At 45.0% G+C, this 12,500-nt stretch carries 16 protein-coding genes and 2 pseudogenes; 6 read left to right on the top strand and 12 right to left on the bottom strand.

Annotation, left to right across the window (positions count from 1 at the left end):
* A partial coding sequence (locus AC5V8P_RS17075) for a GTP-binding protein (protein WP_495426890.1) occupies positions 1 to 187 on the bottom strand: 187 nt, incomplete at its 3' end.
* A gap of 155 nt (positions 188 to 342) precedes the next feature.
* Complete coding sequence (locus AC5V8P_RS17070; protein ID WP_231116918.1) at positions 343 to 969, bottom strand: hypothetical protein; 627 nt, start codon at positions 967 to 969, stop codon at positions 343 to 345.
* Between the two features lie 345 nt (positions 970 to 1,314).
* Between AC5V8P_RS17070 and AC5V8P_RS17065 the strand changes: the two genes are divergently transcribed.
* The gene (locus AC5V8P_RS17065) at positions 1,315 to 1,737 is read left to right on the top strand and encodes a tetratricopeptide repeat protein (RefSeq protein WP_064797530.1); all 423 of its coding nucleotides are present in this window, start codon (positions 1,315 to 1,317) and stop codon (positions 1,735 to 1,737) included.
* Between the two features lie 354 nt (positions 1,738 to 2,091).
* On the opposite strand, the gene AC5V8P_RS17060 is transcribed toward AC5V8P_RS17065, so the two are convergent.
* Complete coding sequence (locus AC5V8P_RS17060; RefSeq protein ID WP_064797528.1) at positions 2,092 to 2,535, bottom strand: cell wall hydrolase; 444 nt, start codon at positions 2,533 to 2,535, stop codon at positions 2,092 to 2,094.
* 517 nt (positions 2,536 to 3,052) lie between these two features.
* Entirely contained in the window at positions 3,053 to 3,895 is an 843-nt protein-coding gene (locus tag AC5V8P_RS17055; protein WP_064797527.1) for a helix-turn-helix transcriptional regulator, read from the bottom strand.
* A gap of 142 nt (positions 3,896 to 4,037) precedes the next feature.
* Here AC5V8P_RS17055 and AC5V8P_RS17050 point away from each other — a divergent pair, with 142 nt between their 5' ends.
* Complete coding sequence (locus AC5V8P_RS17050; RefSeq protein WP_064797526.1) at positions 4,038 to 4,640, top strand: isochorismatase family protein; 603 nt, start codon at positions 4,038 to 4,040, stop codon at positions 4,638 to 4,640.
* A 351-nt stretch (positions 4,641 to 4,991) separates the two neighbouring features.
* Here the strand turns inward: AC5V8P_RS17050 and AC5V8P_RS17045 are convergent, their stop codons facing one another.
* Positions 4,992 to 5,537 (bottom strand): TetR/AcrR family transcriptional regulator, encoded by a 546-nt coding sequence (locus AC5V8P_RS17045; RefSeq protein WP_064797525.1) that lies wholly within the window; start codon positions 5,535 to 5,537, stop codon positions 4,992 to 4,994.
* Between the two features lie 148 nt (positions 5,538 to 5,685).
* On the opposite strand from AC5V8P_RS17045, the gene AC5V8P_RS17040 reads away from it, so the two are divergent.
* The gene (locus AC5V8P_RS17040) at positions 5,686 to 6,573 is read left to right on the top strand and encodes an NAD(P)H-binding protein (protein ID WP_064797524.1); all 888 of its coding nucleotides are present in this window, start codon (positions 5,686 to 5,688) and stop codon (positions 6,571 to 6,573) included.
* A 118-nt stretch (positions 6,574 to 6,691) separates the two neighbouring features.
* Here AC5V8P_RS17040 and rlmH read toward each other — a convergent pair whose 3' ends face one another.
* Positions 6,692 to 7,171 (bottom strand): 23S rRNA (pseudouridine(1915)-N(3))-methyltransferase RlmH, encoded by a 480-nt coding sequence (rlmH, locus tag AC5V8P_RS17035; RefSeq protein WP_013312768.1) that lies wholly within the window; start codon positions 7,169 to 7,171, stop codon positions 6,692 to 6,694.
* 161 nt (positions 7,172 to 7,332) lie between these two features.
* A complete protein-coding gene (locus AC5V8P_RS17030) occupies positions 7,333 to 8,184 on the bottom strand; it encodes a hypothetical protein (RefSeq protein WP_064797523.1) in 852 nt (283 codons plus the stop codon).
* Between the two features lie 165 nt (positions 8,185 to 8,349).
* Here AC5V8P_RS17030 and AC5V8P_RS17025 point away from each other — a divergent pair, with 165 nt between their 5' ends.
* Together AC5V8P_RS17025 and AC5V8P_RS17020 are read left to right on the top strand one after the other, a co-directional pair.
* Complete coding sequence (locus AC5V8P_RS17025) at positions 8,350 to 8,694, top strand: helix-turn-helix domain-containing protein (RefSeq protein ID WP_064797522.1); 345 nt, start codon at positions 8,350 to 8,352, stop codon at positions 8,692 to 8,694.
* 63 nt (positions 8,695 to 8,757) lie between these two features.
* Positions 8,758 to 9,102 (top strand): helix-turn-helix domain-containing protein, encoded by a 345-nt coding sequence (locus tag AC5V8P_RS17020; protein WP_064797521.1) that lies wholly within the window; start codon positions 8,758 to 8,760, stop codon positions 9,100 to 9,102.
* 80 nt (positions 9,103 to 9,182) lie between these two features.
* Here AC5V8P_RS17020 and AC5V8P_RS17015 read toward each other — a convergent pair whose 3' ends face one another.
* The 4 genes and pseudogenes from AC5V8P_RS17015 to AC5V8P_RS17000 form a co-directional block, all read right to left on the bottom strand.
* Positions 9,183 to 9,671: a DinB family protein gene (locus AC5V8P_RS17015; protein ID WP_064797520.1), complete on the bottom strand. Its 489-nt coding sequence runs from the start codon at positions 9,669 to 9,671 to the stop codon at positions 9,183 to 9,185.
* Between the two features lie 27 nt (positions 9,672 to 9,698).
* Entirely contained in the window at positions 9,699 to 10,640 is a 942-nt protein-coding gene (locus AC5V8P_RS17010) for an AraC family transcriptional regulator (protein ID WP_064797519.1), read from the bottom strand.
* An 81-nt stretch (positions 10,641 to 10,721) separates the two neighbouring features.
* Positions 10,722 to 10,889: a CxxH/CxxC protein gene (locus tag AC5V8P_RS17005; protein WP_007433184.1), complete on the bottom strand. Its 168-nt coding sequence runs from the start codon at positions 10,887 to 10,889 to the stop codon at positions 10,722 to 10,724.
* 104 nt (positions 10,890 to 10,993) lie between these two features.
* Positions 10,994 to 11,107: pseudogene (locus tag AC5V8P_RS17000) on the bottom strand (SAM-dependent methyltransferase); the annotation flags it as partial.
* Here AC5V8P_RS17000 and AC5V8P_RS16995 point away from each other — a divergent pair.
* A pseudogene (locus AC5V8P_RS16995) lies at positions 11,108 to 11,695 on the top strand (X2-like carbohydrate binding domain-containing protein); the annotation flags it as partial.
* 86 nt (positions 11,696 to 11,781) lie between these two features.
* Here the strand turns inward: AC5V8P_RS16995 and AC5V8P_RS16990 are convergent.
* A partial coding sequence (locus AC5V8P_RS16990) for a S1C family serine protease (RefSeq protein ID WP_495473737.1) occupies positions 11,782 to 12,500 on the bottom strand: 719 nt, incomplete at its 5' end.

Genomic DNA, 12,500 nt, shown 5'->3' with positions numbered 1-12,500 from the left:
TTACCGCCTGATCTGCGAACACCGTAATACCTCTTGCCCGCTCGATGTCGTGGCTGTCCAGAAATGCATCCTGATGATCCACCCGCCCCCGGGACCGGATACTGTTCGTATGGTACAGCAGCTGTTCCGCAAAAGTTGTCTTACCTGCATCCACATGGGCGAACAGGCCAATCGTTAGTCGCTTCATAGAATCCCACTTTCAACGCTTCTTGTTGATACTGCTCATTTTATTAAAGCATAGAAATTGGGAGCGTGGGTAGGAACACTCCAGTTAAAATCGGAGAAGATTGGGGGGTATCTGACTGTGATGAGTGTTAACGAATTACCTCCTTGTCCGGCTGATTAGTAACGGTGCTGGGATGCGAAAAAGCGTTCAATCATTTGCTTCGTTTCGCTTGGACTTCTCAATTGAACTGCCTTGCCGTTTTCATCAAGGGTAAAATGCCCCCTAAATGCTTCTGGCATATCCTGATACTGTTTCTCGACTTGTTGAAGTGTTTTTTCAAAACAGGGATATCCGTATTTTTTAATTAGTAGAGGCAATCCAAAGGCAGATCTTAAGAACTCATATTCTTGGTAGTTATAGGGGGTAGTCTCTGGTCTCTTTATCAAGATCTTAAGGAAATGCTGCATGACCTTTTCGATCTCTTCTTCTGAGGCATACTGTGCTAATCCATGGATCGCGAGCAGCCTCATATCCAAATATCGTTCTTTTTTATAGGCTTTCTGAAAGAAATCCTTCAGTTCCAAATTCCTGCACCGGATTAAACCATACAGAATCTTATTTCGCAGGGCAATATTCTTCATTTTAAAATACAGCTGTACTATCAAACCTACTTCATCTGTTGTTAAAAATTCATAGGCTACATCACTTATTGCGCATATAAACTTAGGATCATTCTCGCGAAGAGGGGCAGTCGTTAGGTACTTAATTGATTCCTTGTGAAGCTGTTGATTATCATTTGGCATCTCTATCATCCTTTCTTCTAAACCATATTAAGCCATTTAAAATACTACATGCCACGCATGGCCCCTTTGAAAATAGTACTCACATAAACTAGAACGCGCTTTCAATCTATGAATAGGCTTAAAAATTTGGTAGACTCTTCATATGAATGCCTAAAGTCAAAGACTGTGCCGAGCGCATTTGCTTCGTATTCCCACCTGATCATGGAGAAGAATTTACAGATCATATCATTTGGGCGATAGGCTATTTAATCGGCAATACCAGACGCCACCATTTTTGATGAAAACCAACAAACGATTATTGGCTAAAATTCCTTAATCCAATCGAATAGAACAGGAGAGATCGCTTTGCAGCTCTCAGATTCCACTTATTCCACAATTAGGGCTCTATGTAAACAAGGCGATGACTTAGTGAAGGCAGGCGATCTTGATGCCGCCAAGCAAAATTATATTGCCGCCCTCCGTTTATTGCCTGAAAATCATCAAGAATGGGAGGCCGCTACCTGGATATATGTAGCTATTGGGGATGTCCACTATCGTATGAAGAATTACGATAAGGCCTTCAAGTGCTTTTTTAATGCCGTACAGTGTCCGAAGGGGTTGGGTAATCCGTATATTCACCTTCGGCTGGGGCAGTTATATTATGAACAGGAAAACTTTGAAAAGGCGGCTGACGAGTTAACCCGGGCTTACATGGGCGCCGGTATTGATATTTTTATGGAAGACGACCCAAAATATCTTGAGTTTTTGGAGACAAACATAGAGATTTGAAATTTCAGGCTACGCAAGGGCTGATTACGGTATTTTTAAATTTTTTTACCTTCAAACCATTCCATAATATTATTTTCGAAGCTCTTTGCAAGGCGCTGTCAACAGCGGCTGGCGTCATTTCTAACGATTTCTGCAATCTGCTTGGAGTCATGAATAAAAGGACAGTTAAGGCTACTCAATGTGCCCTAACTGTCTTTTTTCTAACTAAACCAAACTGTTACTGAAAATCCACCAACTAAGTATGTTATGTTCGTTTTTAGTAAGGTTGGCAGAGGCGGGGGGAGATTTCTTACCTACAAAGTCATGCACGAATCCCGCCGCAATAAAACTTGATCTGATGCAATCATGCAGATTTTAAAACGTACTATATACATTTTCGCATTCAATCGCAGTCGGTTCATAAAAACAATGTTTCTTCCATCGACCTACAAACGGCTGATTATACCAAGTTGGCGGACATGGTCCGGGGTTTTCATACGATCCTGGGCGGAAGTACCATAGCGAGTATTTGGCTGGCCAATTCCGTTCCCCATTCACAACCCGTTGTGCCAGACGGCGTTCTCTATCTCTTGCTCTTTGATAGTACATACCATGTTGTAGCGCTTCGAACGCATGCGGCTGGTTAATCATTTCGGGAATTGTCCGGATTCCTTTAAAATCGGAACAATTCGCTCTTATTCGGTTAATACCAACAGCTCCAACAAGGAGCATGCCCATTTCGCCTTCGGCCTCAGCCTCAGCTCGAAGCAACCTTGCCAACATATCGATATCCTGTTTCCTGGATTTTATGACTGCCATTTGCTCACCTCATTTGATTTCTAGACTCATCATATTTTAGGCTAAGCGGATGTGTTACTCTGGCTAAGTAAATAGAAAACGATATTAAACAGCCATTTCACTGAACCTTAGCCCATTAGTTGAGTGTCAGTGGTAATGTGAGCTACTTGTCAATGGAACTGTCCCTCGAGTTCTAGTTCACAAACTCTTTGTCGAAGCCTAAAGAAACTCATTTACTTGTGATACGGTTCACCGTATCGGGTCTAACGGCAAATAAAAAGGGTCTCTTTACAGTGTCTCGCTTAAACAACCACTTTAGAGCAATCCTGTGAGTCATTAATCCGAACGATGAGACGACCGTTACGTTTGGCTAGGTCCATGCGCTGACGATTTTAGCCATATCCCCAACTCACCCACTTGAATTTTTTTACAAATTGGAATCATACTAACATCACGATGTTCGTTCATTATTCCATCCCGCTAAAGAAAGGTCACCTGCCAAAATGGAATAACTTCAACGGACGTGGCAAATGCTGAATTATCGATTAACCGCAGAGAGAAGTTTTCTCATTCTTTCAATTGTTGGGGTATCCAAAGGAATATTAACTGTAACCTGGAGGTCAACGGAGTCCATAGCCTGGAAGGAAAGATGACCAAAACGAAGGGAACCGACAACAGGATGATTAAGCAGCTTTTCACCTTCCGGCACATTTATAACTTGATGCAACGGCCACCATTCCCGAAACTCCTTACTTTGCTGGTGGAGGTCCTCAATAAACTCTCCCCACCAAGGATCCCCGACTGTATTTGCATAGTTGGCCCGAAACTGGGCTAACCGATGTTTGGCGTTCGCTTCCCAACTGTCACCCAGCATCCGCTTCGCATTATTCGTAGTGAATAGGCGCCAAATCGAATTTCTGTCTCTTGCCGACATTGCTTCGTAATCTCCAAAAACAAGAATTGCGGCCTGGTTCCAGGCTACAACATCCCACCTTGAATTTACCACAAAGGCAGGGCTTTCCCCCTGTCTGTCCAAAAAATCCTGCAGTAGCCGGCTTACCTTGTTCTGTGGCGCTTGATTACTCGGGGGTAAGTGTCCTGTAGCGAGCAAGAAGAGATGTTTTCGCTCAATGTCGTTCATTCGCAGCGCACGGGACAAGCTATCAAGCACCTGGATGGATACCTGAATGTCTCTACCCTGCTCCAGCCATGTATACCAATCCACACTGATACCAGCGAGTATGGCAACCTCTGTCCTTCTAAGACCAGGTGTCCGCCGTCTTTCACCGGAAGGCAAACCTACCTGCTCCGGAGTCAGACGGGCCCGTCGGGTACGGAGAAATTCAGCTAATTCTCCGGTCTTTTCGCGTTCCTCCTGCATTTCATCTCATCCCTCCAGTATTTCTTTGTATTCTGGGAGTAACGCTCCTAGGTTAATTCCCTCTCTCGTTATTCTATATCATCGATTATATACTGATGTAGTCATCATTTTTTTACAAGATAAGGTTAGGAGGAGATTCTATATGAATCAACTAAATGGCAATCATTTGAAGAGTGAGGAACGAGCACCGTTATTGGATTGGAACAAGACTTCTCTGGTCGTCATTGACCTCCAAAAATGGATTAGCAGTCAGTATGCTCCTTATTCTGCCGAGATGGTCATTGCAAATTCAGCTAAGCTGGCCAATCTTTTTCGTAACAAGGGGGCCTTTGTGAATCTTGTACACGTATCCAGTAAAGACTTCAAGGATATACCTTCTCCCAAGCTCGATACCACGGTACCTAGGCTGAACCTGATAGAGGGCTGGGATGAATTTGTTCCCGAGCTCGGAGTGACCGAGACAGACCATATCATCTCCAAAAAACAATGGGGAGCTTTCCATGGAACAGACCTTGATCTGCAGCTGCGCCGCCGAAATATTGATACGATCGTTTTATGCGGTATATCCTCAGGTATCGGAGTCGATACAACCGCAAGAGAGGCATTTCAGCACGGCTATCAACTTATTTTTGCAATTGACGCCATGACCGGGTTCACCAAGGCCGAACATGAGCATGTACGGGACGTTATCTTTCCGAGGATTGGCCGGATTCGCACAACGGAAGAGATCCTAGAAGGGATTTAGGTTCGTTTTAAAGGGAAACCTGATTGTGTCTAAAATCAAAAAATGCTTTTAAAAATATGGTTGGCTATGGCTAGCCATATTTTCTGCCATTTATTCACCAAGTTCACACCAACCTACTCCGTCACAGTGTGAGGTCGAGTGTGAAGCGAAATTGCATCATTTGTGATAGGGTTCTCCGCACTTTCTGTAACGGCAAGTTTTTTGTCTCTCTTATTCCTCGGGGTTATCGAGCTGCACGGCGGACATGACAAGAATTTGATCCGATAATTAAAAAAGCCTTCGATATGAGGACTTCATTTGGGCAATGTTCTTGTCACCTGACTTTCGGCGCCGCAATAATCAAAAACTCTGTCAGTACTGACAGAGTTTTTGATACACCTCATAAACTGCGAGCACCTGCTCCACAAAGCCTTTCTCGGCACTTTCAATCCATTTGATAAAAGCCATGTGAAAAATTTCAACCGCAAATCGTGCGGCAAGCTCTGACAGCTCGCTATCATATTTGACAGACAAGACGTTTGTGACAGACTCAATCAGCGCCTGGCTTTTTAGCAGCTCACGCTCCTGCAAATCAGGGTTACTTTGAATAATTTGATTCCGCGCCAGCACCCTCTCCCGCTCGCCATCAAAAAAACTAAAAACCGATGCAAAGCCATCAACCGCAAGCTTCAGCGGCTTTTGCTCGACGTCAAAATGGTCCGTGATAAAAGCCGCGACTTGCTGCCCCATCTCATTTCTTGTGTCAAAAAGCACGTCAGACTTGTCCTTGAATTGCCGGAAAAAGGTTCTCTCCGTCACACCTACAAGGCTTGCAATCTCTTGCACCGTCGTATTTTCATAGCCTTTTTCCATAAATAATTTCGTGGCCGCCGCCTGCAGTTTCTCTTTACTATTCATTTTACCATTCCTATTTTTGTAATTTTTTATAATTTATTAAAAAGGTCAGTAACTGACATTTTTTCTTGACAACAGTATTCAGCAAGCGCATAATGATCTCCAATGTCAGTCACTGACATCACTTTATCAAAAAGAAGGAGAGAACACAATGAAAATCACAGTTCTCGGCTCACTCGGCAATATCAATCGTGTCTACCTTCCACGCCTCATCGCAGATGGTCACGATGTCACCGTCATCACAAGCTCCAAAGATCGGATCGCCGACATCGAGGCGCTCGGCGCCAAGGCTGCTGTCGGCTCAAACCGTGACGTCGACTTCCTCACCAAGGCTTTCACAGGCAGCGACGTCGTTTACCTCATGATTTCTGGCATCAATTTTGCCACTGGCACGGATATGTGGCAGACCGCCATCGAGCTTTCTGAAGATTACAAGACTGCCGTTCTAAACTCAGGCGTGAAAAACGTCATCAACCTCAGCTCAGTCGGCGCTGACAACCCCAACGCCGGCATCCTTTACAGCTATCATTTTGCAGAAGACGCGCTCAACTCGCTCGAAGGCGTGAACGTTGTTCATATCCGCCCTGTCGGCTTTTACAGCAATCTTTTTGCCGACATGCAAAGCCTCAAAGCCCAGCGAATCCTCTTCAGTCCAATTTCAGCCGACATCCCACAAGGGTGGGTCAGCCCAGTTGATATCGCGGACGTCGCTTACGCTCTCATTTCTCACACCCCAGCGGGAAAAAGCACGAAATTCGTAGTAAGCGATTGGGCCACAAGCAACGACTGGCTAAATGCTCTTGCTGAAAATGATATCGAAGCCAAATTCCAACAAATTCCCGTCGAAGCTCTCGCTGAAAATATGAAGAAAATCGGCTTCCATGAAAATACCGCCAACGGCTTCGCCCAATTGTACCGCGCGGGTGAAAACGCCGACGAATTCTACGCCAGCCTCCGTGCCACCGACTACCACCTCGGCAAAGTCAAGATTGGAGACTTTGCAAAGGTTTTTGCAGATGTATATAAAAAATCAGTTTAAACCATTTTGGAGACTGTTTAAGGAAGAAAACGCGCCATAGCGCGTTTTTCCTTTCGTTAACAGCTAATTTTTATTTTGGATTACAAACCGTTCTTAATACCTTCACAAAAACTTGCCCTTATTTATGATACGGTTCCCCCCGATTAATCTTCACCGCCCGATAAATCTGTTCCACCAGTACCAATCGCATCAGCTGATGTGGCAAGGTCATTCTTCCGAAGCTCAGCTTCTGCTGGGCGCGGCGGAGAACTTCGTCAGAGAGACCATGACTGCCGCCGATGACGAAGACAACATGACTTGTGCCGTAGGTGCCGAGCTTGTCCAATTCCTCCGCAAGTTCTTCCGAGCTCCACAGTTTGCCGTCGATGGCGAGCACAATCACATGTGCTTCACTTTTCACGTGAGCAAGAATGCGCTCTCCCTCTCGCTCCTTGACCTGCCGAACCTCCGCCTCGCTCAGTGTGTCAGGAGCCTTTTCATCGGCTACTTCGATCATTTGGAACTTGATGTATGGTCCCAGCCGTTTAGCGTATTCCTGAATACCCATGACCAAATATTTCTCTTTTAACTTCCCCACACCTATAAGCTGAATAAACAAATTCCATACCCCTATCTATGTCGAATAATAATGTAAACTCGTATTTACGATCCTTAACTTAAAAACATATCTGTAACATAGCTATTTTAGCACCTGAAACGCCTCTTACCTATCTATTTCCTCGCCGTTACGAGCCTATCCCCTGTTCAGGTTATAGCGGATCATTCATTTACACTCTTCACAATGAAATGCCTATCCGTTTCGTATTCATCAAGACACTGCATTAGCATCTGTCGATATTCGCTGATTTGCTCCGCTGTCGCTGACTCCCGTAATGATTCGAACAATGCTATACATTTCTTGCAATTACGATCATTATCCGACTGATCAGCTAGTTGCATCGCCCGCACAGTAAGTCCCACTGCATCCTGTAATCTGCCGTACTTCCGATAGTACAAAGCCAAATGATAGCAGTAGCTATAATAGTAAGATATGTTCTCTGCGTCTTCATAACTCTCAAATTCATCAATCTGCTCAGCAAACGTATGTAAAATATCCGCCACATCCAAATGATACCTAAGCGCTGCCTGTAATATGGTATTCAGTCCCGGTAATATTTCCTCTAGATTATCCTGCAAAAAGGCTACATATTCCTCGACCAGCTCTATATTTCCAGACAAAATATCCACTGCATATAAATTAGTTTTGGCTAGAAACCTGAATTCCTCAACAACCTGATTGTCCTCTTCCTCTAAATCCTCCATCCACCCTAACTCAGCATACTTATAGATGCACTCCCTTGCCTGCTCATATGCACCCTGATGCTGGTGAGCCATTCCGCACATCAGGTGACTGAGCCCAAAATAATATACCAACGGACGTTCTAAATTCACATACGGGACGGGTAATTTCATTGCTTTATGATACTGCCGTTCTTCGTAGATACGCTGGACGCATTGGTACAAAATATCCGCCGTCTCCATCACCTTTTTCCAATTTTCAAAAGTCACAGCCATCTCCAACATTTCAACAAGGATGTCCGGTTTGAGTGATTTCAGGATGGAAGTTTCCAAGAGTAGTCTCTCCTTATATTCCCATTTACAGCCAATTGTATAGAAATCGAAAAAGAAGGTCAATATAAATAGTACTTAAGAGTACAATTTCATATGTTTTTATTTTGCACAAGATGGTCTGTAACGATATTCTCTCCTCTTCTAACCTTAAGTGGAGGTGATCACATGAGTTTACCAGAAAGTGTCGGAAACCGGATACGAGAGCTAAGAAAGGCTAAAGGATGGACACAGGAACAACTGGCAGAAGCCGCAGGGCTTCATTACAGTTATATTGGCGGAGTAGAGCGTGGGGATCGAAATATTTCATTGGAGACGTTGGAAAAGATTGTTTTAGCGCTAAAAGTCCCAGCCTTTGAACTTTTTCAATTCGATGAAACTACGGATCGAAAACAAATCATAAATGAACTTATGTTACTCATAAATTCAAGAGAAACAACAGAACTCGAAATTCTTACTACTATAACTAAAAATATTGTTGGATTAGTTGAGTTACAACAAAAAAAGAATTGAACTATTCCCTTCTACCTGACTTTCACACTTTATCTTCCATAAGCTTGTTATGAGGTGCTTAATATGACAAAATTACGGAATTCGGTTGGAGAAAGAATTAGAGCAATTCGGAAGGCTAAGGGATTAACACAGCAACAACTTGCGGAGCTTTCAGGATTAGATGATGCATATATCGGATCACTAGAGCGTGGCGAAAGAAACTTTTCGATTGATACCTTGGAGAAAGTGCTAACCGCCTTAAACGTGTCTATCAGTGAGTTGATGTTTTCCGAAGAACATATGACTACAGACGAAATGATTCGGCAAGAGGCGATAGATGAGTTTGTTGCGCTCACCAGCAGATTAAATGAAGAACAAATCGGCATTCTCAGACGTGTTAGTAAAGAAGTTTCACGCGCGTTCGACTAAGTCATTCTACCCTAAAAAGCCTTGAATAAAACCAAAAAAAGAGCACACACAGGTGCCCTCCAAACCTTTTATATAAGAACTCACGCATACAACATAAAAAAGCTCACTTCATGCCCCAGTTGCTTCAGATAATTATAGATCTGCGAGCGGTGATGGAACACATGGGTCACGGTCTCAATCTGCCACTGAACCTGCAGATGCCCATGCTCCATATAAAAGGCCTTCGTCGAACGATACAGATAATCGTCTTCGCTTAGCGAAAGAATGTAAGCCTTATAAGCCTCAAAATTCTGCCTGAAAGTCTCAGCCAAGCGCTCAGGATCTTCCACCCCGGACAGGCTATTTTCAACGCTCCCCACTTCTGTCTCGGACTTTTCCTGCATAATCGCAAGATCCGAAGCCGGAATAAGCACAAAATGGTGTACTAACTCCAGCAGCGAGCGGAAATTGTCCTGTGGGCGAAAGCCCCAATCCTCTGGACGTATTTTGCGAATCAAGGCTTCCCCCGTCCGTACCCCGGTCTCCAGCTCATTCAGCAGATGATCGCGAACTTGCAGTGTTCCACTCATATTCTCATCTCTCCTTTGCCTATTTCCTCATATTTCGAGTATAGCCGTGGGCTCCGAACGTGTATTGTAAAAATCGGACAACCTCCGAAATTCCTTAGCCGCTGTAAGCGGGGAAGCTCCATAAAATCTGCGAAAATCACGGATCAGATGCGCTTGGTCAAAAAAGCTGTGCTTTAATGCCAACCCCGTCCAATCGACAGAACCATCACTCTGAATACTGTGCAAAACGCTCTGGAAGCGGACGACTTCACTGAACTTCTTGGGGCTAATCCCAATCCATTGCCCAAATTTACGGTTGAGCTGTCTTTCACTGATCGCCTCACGCTCCGCCAGTTCCTTAACCCCCACACTCCCACCGCTCATAAAGATGCGATGCAGCAGGTTTTTCATCAGGTCACAATCGCTTGTCCTACGACTTAGTAGAAGTTGGTTGAGATACTGATCCATTATGCGCACCCGTTCATTAAAGTCTCGTGCCTCCGAAATACGCTCACCTATGATCTCGACATTTTCAGGCCATATCTCTTCCAAGCAATAATTACTGCCTGTAAACAAATGAGTCGGCATCCCATGAAAATAATGTGCTCCACCGGGGAAAAATCGCACTGCAAAAATACGTGTTCCGGACCCTGCTTGTCTGGTAGACACGAACGGATGTGTAAACGTCCCGCAGTATGAGAGTTCCTGACGCTTACTCACCGGGTCGTATTCTAATAGAATATCCGTACAACCATCGGGTAATACCCGGTTCACTGCCTCTACTTCCTCCAGCCAGCCTAATGAAGCTGTGTCTCTACCCGATACTGTCATATCCCCTCCAGGGATTTCTCTAGTAGCCGGGCCAGACTCCCAATAACAGGCTACGTAAGCTCTCAGCGCAGCAGACGGGTTATGTTCAATATAATATGTAGAGCGATCACTTCCATTGACTTGAAGCGGACGAAACAGTGAATGCAGCAAAGGGTCCATCCATCGTTCACTCCTGTCTCAGTACGTGGTGGGGATAAATACAAAAAGGACGTTTCTCCCCGAAACGCCCGTGCTTGTTGTTTAGACGACCAAAAATTCTGCTTTATTCTCACATTCCTTGCACTTCACTGGAGGGTCCCAATCCGAAAATTTCGTTTCTTTGAGATCGACGACATCCGGTGCATCCTCGTATTCATCGACGAACATATCAATTGCCAGTTCCACATGCTCTTTACATACCACGTACATTCCGTTGCATCCCTTTCCGTTTGAAGCTCTTCCTGTTGTAGGTGTGTCAAAACTGCCTTCTTTTGTTCTACCACACTTGACGCAGAAAGGAAAGGGCTTGCCCGCTATCCCTGACGTTGGGTCTTAAAAATGAGAAAATTACTGACGTTCAGATCTCCACGAAAATGGGAATATTTCTCCAACATGTCAGCAGACGGCTTCGGTTCGATCATTCCTTCTCTAGTGATCTCATTCACTTGAAGAAAGGCTCTCCTGTTCAGGATACCCAGGTCACTTTAAACCTGAATGGCAACCAGTTGAAGTCACTTCATGCCGGTAGTAAGCAACTGAAACAGGACACCGACTACACGCTGAGTGGAGACACATTAATCTTCAAAGCCAGCTTGCTCACCAGTCTAATTACCTCTGGTAAATATGGCGAGAATGCTGTAATGACCGCCAAGTTTACTAAGGGGGCAGATTGGAATTTTAGAGTCATCGTGTATGATACACCAAAATTAAGTGCTGTCGAAGGGACTACGCAAGCCTTTACCATTCCAACAGACTTCCGTGGTAGCCAGCTTGCGACGATGGAAGCCGTATATGCGAATGGTGGCAATGCCGGTCCACAGGACTGGACACCTTATAAAGAGTTTGGCAATACGTTTGCCCCTGCCTATGATACCCATGGCATCAAGCTGCTGCCTGAATTCTGCAACAGTGTGAAGGACGGTGAGGTCACGTTGAAGTTCCACTTCTGGAGCGGAGATGTAGTGACATACAAGATTACCAAGAGTGGAACCCGTGTGACGGGAACAGCATTTTAATCTAAGGCACAGCAGAAATCAAAAAAAGGCGTTCCCGGAAATGAGCCGGAGAGCGCCTTTTTTATAGTTAAGTATACCATTCAACTTTAGCCTTCCGGCTTATCTGTTAATTTTAACGTCACCGACTCTTCCTTGCCGGCCCGGTAAAAGGTCACTTTCAGCTCATCGCCAATCTTCTTGTTATCGTACAGGTAGCGACGCAAATCAAGCGTAGAGTTAATCGGTTCACTGTCAAACGCTGTAATCACATCGTTCAGCTTCAAGCCACTCTCCTTGGCAGGACCATGAGCCTCCAGAACAACGGCACCATTTTTTACACTGTCAGGCAGCTTGAGTTCCTTGCGCTGAGTTTCATCGAGCGGTGCATATTCATTATTGAGATCTACGGTGTACACTCCCAGATAAGGGCGGGTGATCTTGCCATCCTCAACCAGTTCATTCACCGTCTTCATTACCTCATTGGCAGGAATGGCGAAACCCAATCCTTCCACACCTGTATCGGCGATTTTCATCGTATTGATGCCAATCACACGTCCGTCCAGATCGACCAGCGCGCCGCCGCTGTTTCCTTCATTAATCGCCGCATCGGTCTGGATCACATGCTGCTCCCAGTCATATACACCGTCCTGATTGATGGAAATGGGGATGATGCGATTCGTATAGCTCACAATACCGGAGGTCAGCGTGTCTCCCAATCCGAGCGGGTTGCCAATCGCAATGACCGTCTCGCCCAGACGAAGCTTGCTGGAGTCCCCGATATCCGCTACTGTGCTAATGCCTTTATCATCAACGGCCAGTACGGCGA

The organism is Paenibacillus sp. N119s, assembly GCF_059447605.1.
This window is presented reverse-complemented; position numbering and strand designations above follow the sequence as displayed.

What these genes read in the sequence shown, in the direction of transcription:
- AC5V8P_RS17070 (WP_231116918.1), bottom strand. Translation starts at nt 969, where the DNA reads ATGCCAAATGATAATCAACAGCTTCACAAGGAATCAATTAAGTACCTA.
- AC5V8P_RS17060 (WP_064797528.1), bottom strand. Translation starts at nt 2,535, where the DNA reads ATGGCAGTCATAAAATCCAGGAAACAGGATATCGATATGTTGGCAAGG.
- AC5V8P_RS17055 (WP_064797527.1), bottom strand. Translation starts at nt 3,895, where the DNA reads ATGCAGGAGGAACGCGAAAAGACCGGAGAATTAGCTGAATTTCTCCGT.
- AC5V8P_RS17050 (WP_064797526.1), top strand. Translation starts at nt 4,038, where the DNA reads ATGAATCAACTAAATGGCAATCATTTGAAGAGTGAGGAACGAGCACCG.
- AC5V8P_RS17045 (WP_064797525.1), bottom strand. Translation starts at nt 5,537, where the DNA reads ATGAATAGTAAAGAGAAACTGCAGGCGGCGGCCACGAAATTATTTATG.
- AC5V8P_RS17040 (WP_064797524.1), top strand. Translation starts at nt 5,686, where the DNA reads ATGAAAATCACAGTTCTCGGCTCACTCGGCAATATCAATCGTGTCTAC.
- AC5V8P_RS17025 (WP_064797522.1), top strand. Translation starts at nt 8,350, where the DNA reads ATGAGTTTACCAGAAAGTGTCGGAAACCGGATACGAGAGCTAAGAAAG.
- AC5V8P_RS17020 (WP_064797521.1), top strand. Translation starts at nt 8,758, where the DNA reads ATGACAAAATTACGGAATTCGGTTGGAGAAAGAATTAGAGCAATTCGG.
- AC5V8P_RS17015 (WP_064797520.1), bottom strand. Translation starts at nt 9,671, where the DNA reads ATGAGTGGAACACTGCAAGTTCGCGATCATCTGCTGAATGAGCTGGAG.
- AC5V8P_RS17010 (WP_064797519.1), bottom strand. Translation starts at nt 10,640, where the DNA reads ATGGACCCTTTGCTGCATTCACTGTTTCGTCCGCTTCAAGTCAATGGA.
- AC5V8P_RS17005 (WP_007433184.1), bottom strand. Translation starts at nt 10,889, where the DNA reads ATGTACGTGGTATGTAAAGAGCATGTGGAACTGGCAATTGATATGTTC.